The following is a 16,708-nucleotide window of genomic DNA, read 5'->3' as shown; positions in this document are numbered from 1 at the left end:
CAACGCTAATGCAGCAAAGCAGATGGGCAGGGGTCTTTCTGAAGGGCAATCCGCAGTGCTGAACGCAGGGAGGAAGCCCGGATTCGGCCACAGGGATATGGACGAAAGGCGCAGTTGCGCAGGACGCGCATCTGTGCCGGTCCGTGAGGCTGACGAACGAAGTGAAGGTATCGCGACGCGAGGACCGCCCGGAAGGAAGACACCTGCCCACCTGCGTAGCACTTAATTCACAGAAAATGCCTTAGCACAGTCACCCCTACGATATTATTTCTTTTTATTCAACATCGACTTCAGGTCGGCAAACGGATTCCAGGTGGCTTCACCCACATCTTTTTGTGCGTCTTCACCTGCCACGACGGCGGTGCCGTACTGGTCTGCTTCAGTGTATTTCGAGTGTTCGTGATCGTGACAGTACAGGCACAACAGCTCCCAGTTGCTGCCATCTTCCGGGTTATTAGTGTGATCGTGATCGATGTGGTGAACCGTTAACTCGCGCAGGTTGGAATACACAAACTCGCGTGAGCAGCGCCCGCAGACCCAGGGATAAATTTTGAGTGCTTTCTCACGGTAGCCGCTTTCCAGCCGCGCGTAGTTTTTAGGGATAAAAGCCATTGCCGTTGTTACCTGTGACAGAACGATGAATTCAGAAAAGTGCAGCCAATATACCTCATTGTTGAAAGTAAGGATAAATGAAGTGCGCCGTGCGGACCGTGATAATAAACGGTCCTCAACAGGCCGCATATCGCTACGGGCTGGCGGCGGACAGCGCCGGAGCCGGGAAATATCGCGGCGGGCTGGCAACGGAGATGGCCTTTGAGGTGTTCGCGCCAAATACCACCATCACCGCCCGCAACCGCAACCGCTCGGTGTTCTCCTCTGCGGGCGCGGCGGGTGGGCGTGCGGGCAGCACTTCCTGGTTCCGTACTACGCATCCCGACGGCAGCGTAACCGAGCACGGGAATACCGATGTGATCCACTGTGGTCCGGGAGACGTGGTGACGGTGAAAGGGCCGGGTACGGGCGGCTACGGCGCGGCAAAAGATCGCGATGCGCAGGCGGTGCTGCGGGACGTGCAGTGTGGCTTCGTCAGCGAGCAGGCGGCGCGCGAGCAGTACGGCGTGGTGGTGCAGCGGGGTGAAATCGATCTGTCGGCGACTGCGGAACTTCGTGCGGCGATGCCCGGTGCCGGGGATAAGCATTTTGATGTGGGTGCGGCGCGCGAAGGCTTTGAGGCGCTATGGACGGATGATCGCTATCGTCTGCTGACCGCCTTCCTGGCAGAGCGGCCGGTGGTGTGGCGTCATTTCCTCAAGCATCAGGTTTTTGCGGCGGTTCAAAAAGGTGAGGGGAGCGATCTGCCGCTGGATGAGCAGATGGCGAGGCTATTTGCCTGGCTGATGGCACAGTTTCCGGCGCTGAGTGCGGCATAGCAAACATAGTTGCTTCAGTTTCCGTGACTGGCGTATCGGTGTGTGCCGGGTTCCCGGACTCGGCGTGAACACGTCCGTGTGGCCTCGATTCGCGCATCCCTGCGCTCAACGGTCCGTGAACCCGGCACACACCGATTGCCTGCTAGCTGATATGTCGCTGTCAGGAAAACTGAAACCTGTCATCTCGTATTGGCATCATGCTGGTTATTCAAGGTGTCGTTGTTAATCAAAACTAACGTTGTTTTTCAGCAACACCCGTGTTTAAGAGGAAGACCGCTACGGGACAGGTTAGCCGAGTGTCTGCCGCAGGGATGCGGCAGCCAAGCCTCCAGGGAGGGATTAACGGCGTCTCGGCGATCTGCCCGTAGCGGTCAACCTGAGTACCGGACGGCCCGCGAATCCGAAGCCCTGGAGTTCTGCTTTAGCACCATTTTACAAACGTCATCTCCCCTTAACCGCAGTGTCACACAACCCCGGCAAAGTAACGCCCATCGGTGGCAGGAAGCAGCGACTAGAAAGCCGCTTCCCGCCGGGTATGACGCTGTGGAGATTTTTTAATGCTCAACTTATCCAGACATCCGACCACTTTGTATCAGGCCATTGCCGCCCGGCTGGAAGATGAACTGCGCAGCCGCTATCGCTGCGGTGAATATCTGCCGCCGGAGAAACAGCTGGCCGCCCATTACGAAGTTAACCGCCATACCCTGCGCCGCGCCGTAGATGAGCTGGTTGATAAAGGCCTGGTTCAGCGCCGTCAGGGCATTGGCATTTTGGTACTGATGCGCCCGTACGACTATCCGCTGCATGCACAGGCTCGGTTCAGTCAGAACCTGATGGAGCAGGGGAGCCATCCCACCAGTGAACGTCTGCTGGCGGTGCTGCGCCCGTGTAACGCCGAAGTGGCCGCCGCACTGGCCTGCAATGAAGGCGACACGGTGATCCACCTGCGCACGCTGCGCCGGGTCAACGGCGTACCGGTCTGTGTGATTAACCACTATCTGCCCGATTTGAGCTGGTGGCCGCAGCTGCAAAAATTTACCAGCGGTTCATTACACGATTTTATCAGCCAGCAGCTGGGCGAAGGGGTGACGCGCAAACAGACGCGTATCGCTGCCCGCCGCGCACAGGCGAAAGAGAGCCGACTGCTGGAAGTCACACTGCATGCGCCGCTGCTCTGCGTGCGCACGCTGAACACCCGTAACGGCAGCGGGGCGATGGCGGAATACTCCGTCAGTCTGACGCGTGCCGACATGATTGAACTGACGCTGGAGCATTAAATGGAAGCACATAAGGCCCGCCAGCACTGGCTCTCAGTGCTGGCCCACAGCACACCGCAGCAGCTGCTGATGCACTGGCCATCGACGCTGCAACCGCAGTACCAACTGCTGCGCGCGCCGGAAACCGGGCTGACCCGCCTCCAGGCGCGAATGGGCGGCACAGGGCGACGCTTTATTCTCGGCGATACCACCGTCACCCGTGCGGTGGTTCAGCTGGAAAATGGCACCTGCGGCTACAGCTATGTTATCGGGCGCGATAAAGCCCACGCGGAACGCTGTGCGCTGTTAGATGCTCTGTTACAGGACGACAGCACACAGACACTTCACCAACAAATTATTGCGCCGCTGGCCGCCGCACGTCAGGAACAGCTACAGCTGCGTTCCCGTGAAGTTGCCAGCAGTCGCGTTGACTTCTTCACCCTTGTCAGGGGAGACAATTAATGACCCTACTCGCCAGTTTCAGCCATCCGGTTGCCGATGCCCAGCACGCCTTCCGACGTATTCTTAAAGCCATGAGCGAACCGGGTATGATGGTTTCTCTGCCGTCGCTGCCCGCCTGGGGGCACACCTCGGTGGCCGCAACGGCGGTGCTGATGACGCTGGTGGATCGCGAAACGCCGCTGTGGATCGATGAACGTTTTCACGATGATGCGCTGCTGAACAACCTGCGTTTTCATACCGGTGCGCCGGTCACCGATCGTACCGATGCGCCGTTTGCCCTGCTGCACGCCAAATCCTCGGTGGATATCGCCAGCTTCTCGCCGGGTGATAACGTCTCGCCGGAGAAAAGCAGCACGCTGATTATCGACGTGACCGGACTGAGCGGCGGGCTGACGCTGCGCCTGCGCGGTCCCGGACTGATGGAAACCCGGGCGATTGCGCCGCAGCTGCCGGAAAGCGTACTGAAATTCCTGTGCAAACGCGCGCACACCTTCCCCCAGGGTATCGATCTGATCTTCACCTGTGGCGAAAACATGATGGCCCTGCCGCGCACCACCAACGTGGAGGTGTGCTGATGTACGTCGCGGTGAAAGGGGGCGAGAAGGCGATAGCCGCCGCCCACCGGCTACAGGACGATCTGCGCCGTGGCGAGCGCAGTGAGGCGGAGTTGCAGTGTCAGCAGATTGACCAGCAGCTGGGCCTGGCGGTGGACCGGGTGATGACCGAGGGCGGCATTCACGATCGCGAGCTGGCCGCACTGGCTATCAAGCAGGCCAGCGGCGATCTGGTTGAGGCGATTTTCCTGCTGCGCGCCTATCGTACAACGCTGCCGCGCCTGGCCGACAGCCTGCCGCTGGACAGCGGAAAAATGCGCCTGGAGCGGCGAATCTCCGCCGTTTACAAGGATCTCCCCGGCGGACAGCTGCTGGGACCCACCTACGATTACACCCACCGCCTGCTGGATTTTACCCTGCTGGCCGAGGGTAAAATGCCCCCTGCGCCGTGTGCCGACCAGCCGCTGGACGATCTCTGCCCGCACATGTTTGATCTGATGACCCGGGAAGGACTGGCGATAGCCGAAGAGGATGACGGCAGCGAGCCGCTGGATATTACCCGCGATCCGCCTTCTTATCCGCTGCCGCGTTCGGCGAAGCTACAGCAGCTGGTGCGTGGTGATGAAGGCTTCCTGCTGGCGCTGGGCTATTCAACCCAGCGCGGTTACGGCCGCACCCATCCGTTTGCCGGTGAGATCCGTACCGGCTATGTCACGGTGGAAATTGCACCCGAGGAGTTGGGTTTTCCGCTGGAGGTGGGGGAAATCCTGCTGACTGAGTGTGAAATGGTCAACGGCTTTACCACCCCTGCCGATGCCGCGCCGCACTTTACCCGCGGCTACGGTCTGGTCTTTGGCCGCGCCGAACGAAAAGCGATGGCCATGGCGCTGGTGGATCGTGCGCTACAAACCGATGAGTACGGTGAACGTATTACCAGCCCGGCGCAGGATGAGGAGTTTGTTCTCGCTCATGCCGATAACGTTGAGGCAGCGGGCTTTGTCTCGCACCTCAAGCTGCCGCACTACGTCGATTTCCAGGCCGAGCTGGAACTGTTAAAGCGCCTGCGCGCGGAGTATCAGGAGAAACAACGTGGCTGAACTGCATGGTTACAATCCGGGCTATCTGGATGAGCAAAGTAAACGCACCATTCGCCGGGCGATCCTGAAGGCGGTGGCGATCCCGGGCTATCAGGTTCCGTTCGGCGGGCGCGAAATGCCGATGCCCTACGGCTGGGGAACCGGTGGCATCCAGCTGACCGCCAGTATGATTGGCGAACACGATGTACTGAAGGTGATCGATCAGGGGGCAGACGATACCACCAATGCGGTGTCGATCCGTCGCTTTTTCCAGCGGGTTAGCGGCGCGGCAGTAACCGAACGTACCGTCGATGCCACGCTGATCCAGACCCGTCACCGCATTCCTGAAACTCCGCTGACCGAAGATCAGGTGCTGATTTATCAGGTGCCGATCCCCGAGCCGCTGCGTTTTATCGAGCCGCGCGAAACTGAAACTCGCACCATGCACGCGCTGGAAGAGTACGGAATCATGCAGGTGAAGCTTTATGAGGATATTGCCCGCTATGGCCATATCGTCACCACCTATGCCTACCCGGTAAAGGTCAACGATCGCTACGTAATGGACCCGTCGCCGATCCCGAAATTCGACAACCCGAAAATGCATATGATGCCCGCCTTACAGCTGTTCGGCGCCGGGCGTGAAAAGCGTATCTACGCGCTGCCGCCGTATACCAAAGTGGAAAGCCTCGACTTTGACGATCATCCGTTCACCGTCCAGGAGTGGGATCGGCCCTGCGCCATCTGCGGATCGCGCACAAGCTATCTGGATGAGGTGGTGATGGACGACAGCGGCACCAGGATGTTTGTCTGCTCCGATACCGATTACTGCCATCAGCAACAGGAAAGCCAGTCATGAACAATGAATTGCCGCTGCTGACGGTTAATCAGCTTACCCATCTTTACGCGCCGGGTAAGGGTTTCAGCGATGTGTCATTTGAACTCTATCCCGGTGAAGTGCTGGGGATCGTCGGGGAATCCGGCTCCGGTAAAACCACCCTGCTGAAGGCGATTTCGGCCCGACTGCCGCCGCAGCACGGCGAAATTATTTATCAGGGTAACGACCTTTATGCGATGAGCGAAAGTGAACGCCGCCGCCTGCTGCGCACCCAGTGGGGCGTGGTGCATCAGTATCCGATGGATGGATTGCGGGCGCAGGTATCGGCCGGTGGCAATATCGGCGAGCGACTGATGGCGGTCGGCGAGCGCCACTACGGGCAGATCCGCGAGAAGGCCGGCCGGTGGCTGGAAGATGTGGAGATCCCGCTGGCGCGTATCGATGACCTGCCGGGCACCTTTTCCGGCGGTATGCAGCAGCGTTTGCAGATCGCCCGCAATCTGGTCACCGGACCGAAGCTGGTGTTTATGGATGAGCCGACCGGCGGACTGGATGTGTCAGTACAGGCGAGGCTGCTGGATCTGCTGCGTAACCTGGTGCGCGATCTCAACCTGGCAGTGGTGATTGTCACCCACGATCTCGGCGTGGCGCGTCTGCTGGCTCATCGTCTGCTGGTGATGAAGCAGGGGCAGGTGGTGGAGAGTGGGCTGACGGACAGGGTGCTCGACGATCCGCATCATCCCTATACCCAGCTGCTGGTGTCATCCATTCTGTAACCCATGTTGAGAAACCGCTATGAACCTCAAACTGCGCATCGAGAATCTGTCTAAAACCTTCGTCATGCACAACCAGCACGGCGCAAGGCTTCCGGTGCTGAATAACGCGTCCCTTCAGGTAGCCGCCGGCGAATGCGCGGTGCTGCACGGCCATTCCGGCAGCGGTAAATCCACACTGCTGCGTTCGTTGTACGGTAACTATCTGCCGGACAGCGGCCATATCTGGGTTGAACACCATCAGCAGTGGGTGGATCTGGTCAGCGCCCCGGCCAGGCAGATCCTCGCGCTGCGCCGCGACACGATTGGCTGGGTTAGCCAGTTTCTGCGCGTGATCCCGCGTATCAGCACGCTGGAGGTGGTGATGCAGCCGCTGCTGGAACGTGGTGTCGATCGTTCAGAAAGTGAAGAGCGGGCGCAGGCGCTGTTAGGGCATCTGAACGTGCCGTCGCGTCTGTGGTCGCTGCCGCCGTCAACCTTTTCCGGCGGTGAACAGCAGCGCGTGAACATCGCCCGCGGATTTATCGCCGAATCACCGATTTTGCTGCTGGATGAACCCACGGCCTCACTGGACAGCGTGAACTGTGCGGCGGTGGTTTCACTGCTTGAACAGGCGCGCGCTCGCGGTGCCGCCATCGTCGGAATTTTTCATGATAATGCGGTGCGCGAACGCGTCGCCGATCGTCTGCATGTGATGCAGTCTGTTACCCCGGAGCACGCCGTATGATTATTAACAACGTAAAGCTTATCCTTGAACGGGAAGTAGTCAGCGGTTCGCTGGCCTGCGATAACGACATGATTACTGCCTATGCCGAAACCCCCAGCCAGCTGCCTGGGGCGATTGACGGCGAGGGCGGCTGGCTGATGCCCGGCATGGTGGAGCTGCACACCGATAACCTGGATAAATTCTTTACGCCGCGCCCGAAGGTGGACTGGCCCGCGCATTCGGCGATGAGCAGCCACGATGCGCTGATTATCGCCAGTGGGATTACCACGGTGCTGGATGCGATTGGCGTGGGCGATGTGCGCGACGGCGGCCATCGGATGGAAAATCTCAACAAGATGATTAACGCCATCCGCCACAGTGAAAAGCACGGTTTAAACCGCGCCGAGCATCGCCTTCATCTGCGCTGCGAGCTGCCGCACGACTCCACGCTGCCGCTGTTTGAACAGCTGATGTGCAATCCTGCACTTTCGCTGGTCTCACTGATGGACCACTCTCCGGGCCAGCGCCAGTACGTTTCGCTGGACGCGTGGCGCACCTATTTCGGTGGCAAATACCAGATGAATGACGAACAGCTGGATGCCTGTCAGGCCGAGCAGCTGCGTCTTGCCGCGCGCTGGTCCACGCCAAACCGTGAGGCTATCTCCGCCTGGTGCCGCCAGTACCATATTCCCCTGGCCAGCCACGATGACGCGACTCACGATCACGTGCTGGAATCGAAAGGTGTGGGCAGCACCATTGCCGAGTTCCCAACGACGGAAGACGCCGCGCGCTCATCCCGCGAGATGGGGCTACAGGTACTGATGGGTGCGCCAAATATCGTTCGCGGCGGTTCGCACTCCGGCAACGTTGCGGCACGCGATCTCGCCTCGAAGGGGCTGCTGGATATTCTCTCCTCGGACTACTATCCGGCCAGCCTGCTGGATGCGGCATTCCGTCTGGCAGCTGATGAAGCCATCCCGATGGATCTGCCAGCCGCTATTGCGCTGGTCACCCGCAACCCGGCGCACGCCATCGGACTGACCGATCGCGGCGTGATTGCGGAAGGAAAACGTGCGGATCTGGTACTGGTTCATCAGCCGAGGGAACAGGTCTATATCAAAAACGTCTGGGCAAAAGGCCGGATGGTGTTCTGATGGCGCGGTTAATCTGGCTGATGGGCGCATCCGGCTCCGGCAAGGACAGCCTGCTGCTGGCGCTGCGCGAAAGCGCCCCCGAGCGGATGGTGGTGGCGCACCGCTATATTACCCGCAGCGCCTCCGCCGGAGGGGAGAATCATATCGCGCTGAGCGAACATGAGTTTCTGCGCCGCAGCGAGTTCGGTTTGTTTGCCGTTGAGTGGCAGGCGCATCAGTTTTACTACGCGCTGGGCACCGAAATCGATCTGTGGCTGGCCGCCGGGCTGGACGTGGTGGTCAATGGTTCGCGCCGCCATCTGGCGGTAGCACAGCAGCGCTATGGCGACCGCCTGCTGCCGGTGTGCCTGCAGGTTTCACCGGAGGTGCTGGCGAACCGCCTTCGCCAGCGTGGACGCGAGGATGAAGGTGAAATTGTCCGGCGCATGCAGCGGGCGGCGGAACCGATCTCGGGAGGATGTGTAACGCTGAATAACGACGGCGAGCTGGAACGCACGCTGAGGGATTTCTCACGGCTGCTGGCGGAAGTACCGTGTGCTGTTACGGAACAAAACATCAGATAATCATTAGATGGGCAGCCCTTCAGGTGCCTGATTGCTCCATGATGAACAAATGAAATTCAATATGTCGGCGATATTTCCGTCGCTGAGTGAATCGGCATAAGCGGGCACGGAATAAAGTGTGCCGCTGAGTTTTTGTTTACAACATCTGAACTGACAGGTTATGTTTCTTGCCGAACCTTTCCAGGGGGAGCCTACAAGCGGGCTGAGAGTTTGCACTTGCAACGGTGCGAAGACCCTTAATACCTGATCCGGATAATGCCGGCGAAGGGATGGCGCAACCTGTCTGACTTTTGCCTGCCTCTGAGCGAGACGGCCGGAGTATCCACATTCAGTCGCGCTGTCTTTACTTTACAGGACAACACGATGACCAAACGTTTTACCGAAATCCTGCGTAATCAGAATCTGCCAACCTGGTCGGCGGCCGTTAATCACCGTTTCGTTGAGGAGCTGGTCACCGGCACCGTTGACGACCGTGTGATGATTAATTACCTGATTCAGGATCACCGCTTCCTCGACAGCTTCCTGATCCTGGTTGGTGCGGCAATGACCAGTGCGGATACCACCGACGCCCGGCTGCGTTTTGGCCGCTTTGCCGGGATGGTATCCTCCGAAGAAAACACCTATTTCCTGCGTTCGTTTACTGCGCTGGGTGTCAGTGAGCAACAGCGCACCGAACAGCCGGACACCGCCCCGACGGCAGGTTTCAAAGCCATCATGCGTGAGGCGGCGGCCACCCACAGCTATGCAGCGATCCTCACCGTGCTGAACGTTGCTGAATGGCTGTATTATGACTGGGCCACTCAGGCTGCCCGACCGCTGCCGGATAACTTCGTCTACGCCGAATGGGTCACGCTGCACGATAACCCGGACTTCAACGCGTTTGTGGCGTTTATCCGCGAGGAGCTGGATCGCGTTGGACCGGCGGAATCCTCGCTGTGCGAAGATCTCTTCCACCGCGCGGTGGGGCTTGAAAAGGCGTTCTTTGATGCGGCTTATCAGTAAGGAACGTTGAACGTAGGGCGGGGAGCTGACTGTGTATTTCATCAGGGGAAATTCTCTCCCCGCCCATGTCGAGGATTGTGCGCCCAGCCTGCTGAACTTAGCTTCTGATGCTGACGCCCCGCGCGCCGTCGCTTTTTAGCAAATCCCCGCTTAAAGAGGCCCGCGTCTTATCAAAAGCGGGCAAGAAAGTTTTTAATCTGCGCCTGCGAAGATAACCCTTCCATCGGTCCCTTGTGCGAAACGGCAATCGCACCGCTGGCATTAGCGTACGTTAAAGATTCCTCAATGCTGTACCCCGCGAGAAACAGACTGATAAAGGTGGCACCAAAGCAGTCTCCGGCACCGGTCGGATCAACGATCGGCGTTTCCAGCCCGGGAACGTGTTTTTCAAGCAGCACATCGTGGCTTTTTTGATAATGGCTTGCTCCTTTTGGCCCCCTTTTAATCACTATATGTTGAATGCCGCTTTGCAAAAGCTCACTGACAATATCCTGTTCAGATTGACTTTTTCGGGTAGAGAAATGTGATATCTCTCCTTCGCTGGGCATAAAGATATCTGTGTATTCAAGGATATAATCGAATGCCTGCTCCATTTCCGGGATGTTAAGCATCTCTTTACGAATATTGGGGTCGAACGACACCGTGCCGTTATTTTCCTTCACGATATCAATCGCCTTACGCATCGCATCGATAATTCTGAACGAAAACAGTGAGGATCCCATGATATGAAAATGCCGGCACTGATTGAGCAACTTTATGTCAATATGCTTCGTGCTCAAACTGCCGCTGGCACTGTTAGGAATATTGAAAATAAAGTCACGTTCAATCTGGTTACGATAGCTGACGAAGGCCGTGCCGGTTGGAGCCTGATCGACAATGCTAATGCCCTCCGTGATAACCCCTTCCAGACGCAATCTCTCAATATTTAAGCGACCGAAATCATCATTGCCAACGCAACCGAACAGCGTCGCACCATAGCCTAATCTGGCAACCTGTGCGGCGAAAATCGCCGGGGCACCGCTGGGATACGGGCCAAGAAATTCTCCGGGCTGCATGAAGCTCTGGTTGTGTTCTTTAGAGAGAAATTCAACTAAAAGCTCGCCCATGGTGCAAATGTTAACTGACATAGTCACGCCTCATTCTCCGAAGAAGTTACGATTTGACCACGTAAAACATTCATTATTGCTGTACCGAATATTGAAGTCGGCATCGGAAAGAACGTGTTGATAATTTTCATTGATATAGCGGTGGGCAACAAGACACTTCATCTGGCTCAGATTGCCCAGCGAACTTACCGGACCGGAGGATTCAATAACGTTGTTAATGATAGCCGTCGAATTCAATGCTTTATCCAGGCATCGTTGATAATGCCTGGCCAGTAACGGCTGGTCGATGCTGCACCCGCCGCTGCCATCCTCAATACCGACTTCGAGAATACAGTGATTAACAGTAAATCGCTGAATCACATCATCAAAGGCTTTACCGGACAGTAGAGAACGGTGGCGAATCAACTCATCTCCGGCAACGATGATCTCCCCATCGATAAACTGTTCAGCCAGCAGGACATGCTGCAAATCGTTGATGATCACTCGGAGGTGACTCAGCCCACTGAGGAAGGGGATGATGCGACGAGCAATTTCACCATGACCGAGGAAAATAGTCTCACGATCGCCGATCGTTCGGCTGCAGTGGCGTGCTATTTCAATTTTATTCGCCAGGGTAAGCGGTGGCGGTGTGCTGATTTCATCCTGGGGTGAGGTACTGGAATTTGAAGAAGTGGCTATCGCTCCACCAAAGGAACGCTTTAAATAGCCCTGCTGTTCAAGGTAGCTGAGATCGCCGCGAATGGTGACGCCGGATACCCCCAGAAGAGTAGAAAGATCCTCAACTTTGATTTCACCCTGGCGATCGACCAGTTCAGCAATCTTCAGTCTGCGCTTGAGTAAATTCGATGACTTCCTGGGCATAGCTATCCCATCCATTAGTATGCATGGGCTTAATATAACGTTGGTGACTTTTAATTGAAAGTCATCGCTATTCGTTTGCTTTCATCTTGTAAGTCGGGTTGGTTGACTGCCGGTCAGAGCGCCTTTATCTGTCCCTCCTTGCAGTGAAAAAGTGTTTTATAGCCCATCTTCTGACTGGGAATAGTAGTTATTTTCTGAAAAAAAGATATTAATCAATGTATTAAATGTGTTGCTTTCAAAATGAAAGTTATTGTTCAAATTTCGATCTCCCTCACGCTTTTAAGCCGAGACTCACAGTATATTAACTTTCATGTTGTAAGTTATTTTTGTTTTGCTTATGTTTTGATTGTCATAAGCGTTATGGATATCCGTCATCTGTATCTAAGATTAGCCGGAGGAAACGAGACCTTATCCCTACATCTGAATAGCAGCGAAGCCGCCGAAGGCCATTTCTACTCCTTAATACCGTGCAGATTAATCTCGCCGCACGGCGGTGACCTACGCATATTTTAATTAAAATAAGACTGAGGACAGAATATGAAAAAACTCACGACGTTGGCATCCGGTCTGGTGATGGCTATGACAATATTTGCGCATTCAAGCTGGGCTAAAGATTATCAGATAGGGGCTTCTCTGCTTACTCAGCAGCACCCTTTTTATATTGAGCTGGCCAATGCGATGAAAGCAGAAGCAAAAAAAGACCACGTAGCATTGAGTATCTCTATTGCCAATCAGGATTTGAATAAACAGCTTTCAGACGTTGAAGATTTTATTACCCGAAAAGTTGACGCGATTATTATTTCTCCGGTTGATTCCAAAGGCGTTCAGGCTGCGATTATTAAAGCAGAGAAAGCGGGAATTCCGGTGATAACGGTGGACGTCGCGGCAGAAGGCGTACCTGTTGTGGCGCACGTTGCCACCGATAATTACGCCGGCGGCGTGATGGCCGGCAAACTGATGGGCCAGTTGCTCAATGGTAAAGGTCAGGTTGGCATTATTGATTATCCTGCACTGCAGTCGGTTGTCGCCAGAGTTGACGGCTTCAAAGAAGGCCTTGCCGCGACCCCTGATATCAAAATCGTATCGGTTCAGACTGGTATTACGCGCGCAGAAGCACTGACGGTGGCGCAGAACATGATGCAGGCGCATCCGGACCTCAATGGACTGTTTGGCTTTGGCGACGATGCCGCTCTGGCAGCGGTCATCGCGGCTAAATCTGCCCGTAACGAGTCGATAAAAATCATTGGATTTGACGGCATGTCTGAAGCGCGTGAGGCGGTGGATGCGGAGAAAACCTTTGTGGCGGTGGTACGTCAGTACCCGGATCGGATGGGAACCCAAGCCATTGATGCTGCGGTCGATCATCTTAACGGCAAGCCGGTTGACAAGCTTATACCGGTTGCACCGGGCATTTACGCAAAAAAATAACCTGAAACGTTTACCGGCGATAGAGCGGAAGAACTCTGTCGCCCGTGGAGAGGGCCATGACGGAAACGGTTCTGACAGTCAACGAGATTACCAAAAGCTTCGGTCCGGTGAGTGCATTAAAAAAAGTCAGTCTGCATATTCGCCGGGGAAAAGTTCATACCTTGCTGGGTGAAAACGGCGCGGGTAAATCAACGCTGATGAAAATTCTGGCCGGAGTATATCAGCCAACAAGTGGGGAAATTATTTTTAACGACGGACGTATAACAATTACTAGTCCAGCGCATTCTCGCCGGCTCGGTATTGCTATTATATTCCAGGAATTAAGCCTGAGTAATAATCTCACGGTAGCGGAAAATATCTATGCTAATAACGAACCCGCTCGCTACGGCTATATTAATGACCGAAAAATGATTTCTGACTGTGGGCAGCTGTTGTCTGAGCTGGGCATCAATATCGATCCGCAACAGATTGTCGGTGATATGTCGATTGCTCAGCGTCAACTGGTAGAAATTGCAAAAGCGCTGAGCTATCCGTCTCAGGTGGTCATTATGGATGAGCCTACCTCGTCATTAAGCGATAGCGAAGCGGAAATTTTGTTTGGGATCGTTGAGAAGTTAAAAAAGCGCGGGACGGCGATTATTTATATTTCTCACCGTATGGAAGAAATTATGCGCGTTTCTGACGATATTTCCGTGATGCGCGACGGTCAGTATATCGCTACGCACCGCCGGGAAAACACCACCATGAAGCAGCTGATCGCAGAAATGGTTGGCCGGGAAATGCAGGACGTCTACCCGGCAAGAATCGGTGAACCTCCGGATGAAAGGCAAAATCCGCTGCTTGAGGTGCATCATCTCAGCCGCGCCGAGCGTTTTGACGATATCAACTTTAGCGTCAGGGCAGGGGAAGTGGTCGGTTTCTTCGGGCTGGTTGGTTCCGGGCGATCTGATGTGATGAAAGCGCTTTTTGGTATGGAAAAATATCAGGGCGAGATTCTGATTAACGGCGCGACCGTTGACCTGTGCAATCCAGGACAGGCAATTAAACAGGGAATCGCTTTTGTGACCGAAAACCGCAAAGAGGAGGGGCTGGTGCTGATGCATGACGTGAATATGAATATTCACCATATTGCCTTTCAGTTCAGCGGCAGTGCATTTATCAACCCGAAGCAGGAACTGAATAAAACCGCTCAGGCGATTAAACGCATGAACATCAGAGTCAGTTCGCCGTGGCAGCGGGTGGGCACATTAAGCGGAGGCAACCAGCAAAAAATAGTCTTATCAAAATGGCTGGAGGAGTCCCCCAAAATCTTAATTCTGGACGAACCGACACGCGGCGTTGATGTGGGTGCAAAGTTCGAGATTTATAACGTGATACGTCAGCTCGCTGCCGGGGGAACGGCGATTATCCTGGTGTCTTCTGAGCTGCCGGAGGTGATGGCGATGAGCGACAGGCTCATTATCATGCGCAATAAAAAAATAGCGGCCGCGCTTTCTTGCCGGGGGCTGACGCAAACGCAGGTTATGACCGAAGCAACGGGGGTTGAATAATGAGCGACAAAGCATGGTATCCGGCTGAGCAGTCGGTAAAAGGGCACACGCCGCTGGCGAAGATGATCAAGCAGTATGGCGGGATTCTGGCCGGTCTGCTGGTGCTGATTGTCCTGTTCAGTTCAATTAACAGCAGCTTTCTGACCGTCAATAATCTGACCAATATTATTCTTCAGGTGTCGATTATTGCCATTACTGCCTACGGCATGACCTATGTTCTTTTACTGGGGGATATCGATCTGTCGGTGGGATCCACTATTGCCCTGGTCGGAACGTTTTGTGCCCTGGGTTTATCCTTCGGCATTCCGTTTCTACTGGTGCTGCCGCTGTCGATAATTGCCGCCATGGTGATTGGCTTAATCAACGGTAGCCTGACGGCGCTGGCGGGGATCCCGTCATTTATTGTCACCGTGGCCACCATGGGAATTTTCAGAGGCGTTGCCTATGTGGTGACCGACGGCACGCCCATCATGATTAAGGATGAAACTTTCCTGGCCATTGGCAACGGAGAGTTTCTCTACGTTCCTGTTCCTATCTGGATCCTGCTGGTCCTGCTGGTGGTGAATCATTTTATCCTGTCGAAAACCACCTTTGGCCGAAAAATTTATATCACCGGTGGCAATAAAGAAGCCGCGCTATATTCCGGCATCAACGTATCAGCACTGAAAATTAAGGTGTTTATGATTGCCGCGGTGATGGCAGGCATCAGCGGAATGATACTGGCATCACGGCTCTATTCCGGACAGCCTAACGCGGCACTGAGCTATGAGCTGGACGCGATAGCCGCTGCGGTTCTTGGCGGAACCAGTCTGAACGGCGGCTATGGGACAGTGATTGGCACGCTGATTGGGGCGCTGATCATTGGTGTGATTAATAACGGCATGAACTTAATGAATGTGCCCTACTTTTATCAAATGATGGTGAAAGGGATGGTGATTCTTATTGCTGTGTATGTCGATGTCAGAAACAAAAAGAAACGTGGATAAGGGGCATGTCATGAAAAAGATTTATACCATTGGTGAAATTCTTGTGGAAATCATGGCCGATAAAATGGGGCAGTCTTTCACCTTGCCCGGGCTGTGGAATGGCCCTTATCCCAGCGGAGCGCCGGCTATTTTTATCGATCAGGTGACCCGGCTTGGCGCACCGTGCGGCATGATTAGCTGTGTAGGTAACGACGGCTTCGGCACAATGAATATTGAACGCCTGAAGTCAGACGGCGTGGATACCAGCGGCATTCGCGTGCTGCCTGGAGAAACCACCGGCAGCGCTTTTGTCACCTACCATGCCGACGGCAGCCGCGATTTTATTTTTAATATAAAAAACTCGGCCAGCGGAAAAGTCAGCGCCGATGACGTCACTGAACGGTTACTCGAGGAATGTGGGCATTTTCACGTAATGGGATCTTCGCTGTTTTCCTTCTCGATGGTGAATGCGGTGAAGAAAGCGGCGGCCATCGTGAAGCATAACGGTGGCACGGTATCGTTTGACCCCAATATCCGCAAAGAAATGCTCGATCTCCCTGAAATGCGCGATGCCCTGCACTACGTGCTGGAACTGACGGATATCTTCTTACCCAGTGAAAGTGAGGTCATGCTGCTGTCTATGCAGACCTCACCGGAGCGCGCGGTGGCGCAGTATCTTCAGGATGGGATTAAGGAGGTGATTATTAAACGCGGTAAAAACGGTGCCAGCTTCTATTCTGCCGGTGAAACGTTCCACGTCGGCAGCCATCGGGTGGAGGAAATCGATCCTACCGGTGCCGGTGACTGTTTTGGCGGCGCGTATATCGCCTGCCGCGCACTGGGCTATGACGTGCGTGAGGCGATGTACTACGCCAACGCCTGCGGTGCCCTGGCCGTTACTCGCATGGGGCCGATGGAGGGGGCGTCTACCCTGGCGGAAATCACGGCATTTATTGAACGGGAAAAAGTCGTCAGCTAAGTATATTT

The 16,708-nt window shown here is 55.2% G+C and carries 17 protein-coding genes, 1 pseudogene and 1 riboswitch; of the genes and pseudogenes, 15 read left to right on the top strand and 3 right to left on the bottom strand.

Going from position 1 to position 16,708, the window contains the following annotated elements; all coding sequences use genetic code 11:
• Positions 1–264 precede the first annotated feature (264 nt).
• Positions 265–612, bottom strand: coding sequence for an HNH nuclease YajD (gene yajD, locus AC07U6_RS12805; RefSeq protein WP_494762426.1), 348 nt, complete (start codon positions 610–612; stop codon positions 265–267).
• Positions 613–740: 128 nt separating this feature from the next.
• Between yajD and AC07U6_RS12800 the strand changes: the two are divergent.
• The 11 genes and pseudogenes from AC07U6_RS12800 to AC07U6_RS12750 form a co-directional block, all read left to right on the top strand.
• Positions 741–1,430: pseudogene (locus tag AC07U6_RS12800) on the top strand (hydantoinase B/oxoprolinase family protein); the annotation flags it as partial.
• A 557-nt stretch (positions 1,431–1,987) separates the two neighbouring features.
• Entirely contained in the window at positions 1,988–2,707 is a 720-nt protein-coding gene (gene phnF / locus AC07U6_RS12795; protein ID WP_494762427.1) for a phosphonate metabolism transcriptional regulator PhnF, read from the top strand.
• The gene (phnG, locus tag AC07U6_RS12790; protein ID WP_494762428.1) at positions 2,708–3,148 is read left to right on the top strand and encodes a phosphonate C-P lyase system protein PhnG; all 441 of its coding nucleotides are present in this window, start codon (positions 2,708–2,710) and stop codon (positions 3,146–3,148) included. It abuts the gene before it with no gap.
• Complete coding sequence (phnH, locus tag AC07U6_RS12785; protein ID WP_494762429.1) at positions 3,148–3,723, top strand: phosphonate C-P lyase system protein PhnH; 576 nt, start codon at positions 3,148–3,150, stop codon at positions 3,721–3,723. The genes phnG and phnH overlap by 1 nt, the downstream gene beginning before the upstream one ends.
• The gene (locus tag AC07U6_RS12780) at positions 3,723–4,799 is read left to right on the top strand and encodes a carbon-phosphorus lyase complex subunit (protein ID WP_494762430.1); all 1,077 of its coding nucleotides are present in this window, start codon (positions 3,723–3,725) and stop codon (positions 4,797–4,799) included. The genes phnH and AC07U6_RS12780 overlap by 1 nt, the downstream gene beginning before the upstream one ends.
• Complete coding sequence (locus tag AC07U6_RS12775) at positions 4,792–5,634, top strand: alpha-D-ribose 1-methylphosphonate 5-phosphate C-P-lyase PhnJ (RefSeq protein WP_494762431.1); 843 nt, start codon at positions 4,792–4,794, stop codon at positions 5,632–5,634. Before AC07U6_RS12780 ends, AC07U6_RS12775 begins: the two co-directional genes overlap by 8 nt.
• Positions 5,631–6,389, top strand: a complete 759-nt coding sequence (gene phnK, locus AC07U6_RS12770) for a phosphonate C-P lyase system protein PhnK (protein ID WP_494762432.1) — start codon at positions 5,631–5,633, stop codon at positions 6,387–6,389. Before AC07U6_RS12775 ends, phnK begins: the two co-directional genes overlap by 4 nt.
• 19 nt (positions 6,390–6,408) lie before the next feature.
• On the top strand, positions 6,409–7,113 hold the full coding sequence (gene phnL / locus AC07U6_RS12765; RefSeq protein ID WP_494762433.1) for a phosphonate C-P lyase system protein PhnL: 705 nt from the start codon (positions 6,409–6,411) through the stop codon (positions 7,111–7,113).
• A complete protein-coding gene (gene phnM, locus AC07U6_RS12760; protein WP_494762434.1) occupies positions 7,110–8,246 on the top strand; it encodes an alpha-D-ribose 1-methylphosphonate 5-triphosphate diphosphatase in 1,137 nt (378 codons plus the stop codon). The genes phnL and phnM overlap by 4 nt, the downstream gene beginning before the upstream one ends.
• Positions 8,246–8,809 (top strand): ribose 1,5-bisphosphokinase, encoded by a 564-nt coding sequence (gene phnN / locus AC07U6_RS12755; protein ID WP_494762435.1) that lies wholly within the window; start codon positions 8,246–8,248, stop codon positions 8,807–8,809. The genes phnM and phnN overlap by 1 nt, the downstream gene beginning before the upstream one ends.
• Before the next feature lie 173 nt (positions 8,810–8,982).
• A riboswitch (TPP riboswitch) is annotated at positions 8,983–9,096 on the top strand.
• 76 nt (positions 9,097–9,172) lie between these two features.
• Positions 9,173–9,811: a TenA family protein gene (locus AC07U6_RS12750; RefSeq protein ID WP_494762436.1), complete on the top strand. Its 639-nt coding sequence runs from the start codon at positions 9,173–9,175 to the stop codon at positions 9,809–9,811.
• Positions 9,812–9,981: 170 nt separating this feature from the next.
• Here the strand turns inward: AC07U6_RS12750 and AC07U6_RS12745 are convergent, their stop codons facing one another.
• Both AC07U6_RS12745 and AC07U6_RS12740 read right to left on the bottom strand, forming a co-directional pair.
• Complete coding sequence (locus AC07U6_RS12745; protein ID WP_494762437.1) at positions 9,982–10,938, bottom strand: sugar kinase; 957 nt, start codon at positions 10,936–10,938, stop codon at positions 9,982–9,984.
• 9 nt (positions 10,939–10,947) lie between these two features.
• A complete protein-coding gene (locus AC07U6_RS12740) occupies positions 10,948–11,778 on the bottom strand; it encodes a DeoR/GlpR family DNA-binding transcription regulator (RefSeq protein ID WP_494762438.1) in 831 nt (276 codons plus the stop codon).
• A gap of 537 nt (positions 11,779–12,315) precedes the next feature.
• Between AC07U6_RS12740 and AC07U6_RS12735 the strand changes: the two genes are divergently transcribed.
• From AC07U6_RS12735 to AC07U6_RS12720, 4 genes are read left to right on the top strand one after another with little or no spacing between them, the layout of a single operon-like run.
• Positions 12,316–13,206 (top strand): substrate-binding domain-containing protein, encoded by an 891-nt coding sequence (locus tag AC07U6_RS12735; RefSeq protein WP_494762439.1) that lies wholly within the window; start codon positions 12,316–12,318, stop codon positions 13,204–13,206.
• 56 nt (positions 13,207–13,262) lie between these two features.
• Positions 13,263–14,756: a sugar ABC transporter ATP-binding protein gene (locus tag AC07U6_RS12730; RefSeq protein ID WP_494762440.1), complete on the top strand. Its 1,494-nt coding sequence runs from the start codon at positions 13,263–13,265 to the stop codon at positions 14,754–14,756.
• Positions 14,756–15,742 (top strand): ABC transporter permease, encoded by a 987-nt coding sequence (locus tag AC07U6_RS12725; RefSeq protein ID WP_494762441.1) that lies wholly within the window; start codon positions 14,756–14,758, stop codon positions 15,740–15,742. The genes AC07U6_RS12730 and AC07U6_RS12725 overlap by 1 nt, the downstream gene beginning before the upstream one ends.
• Positions 15,743–15,752: 10 nt before the next feature.
• Positions 15,753–16,700, top strand: coding sequence for a tagatose kinase (locus AC07U6_RS12720; protein WP_494762442.1), 948 nt, complete (start codon positions 15,753–15,755; stop codon positions 16,698–16,700).
• The last annotated feature ends 8 nt before the right edge of the window (positions 16,701–16,708 follow it).

The organism is Erwinia sp. GW821-FHT03D09 (genome assembly GCF_059420805.1).
The sequence above is the reverse complement of the archived record's forward strand: the minus strand, read 5'-3'. Positions and strand labels throughout refer to the sequence as shown.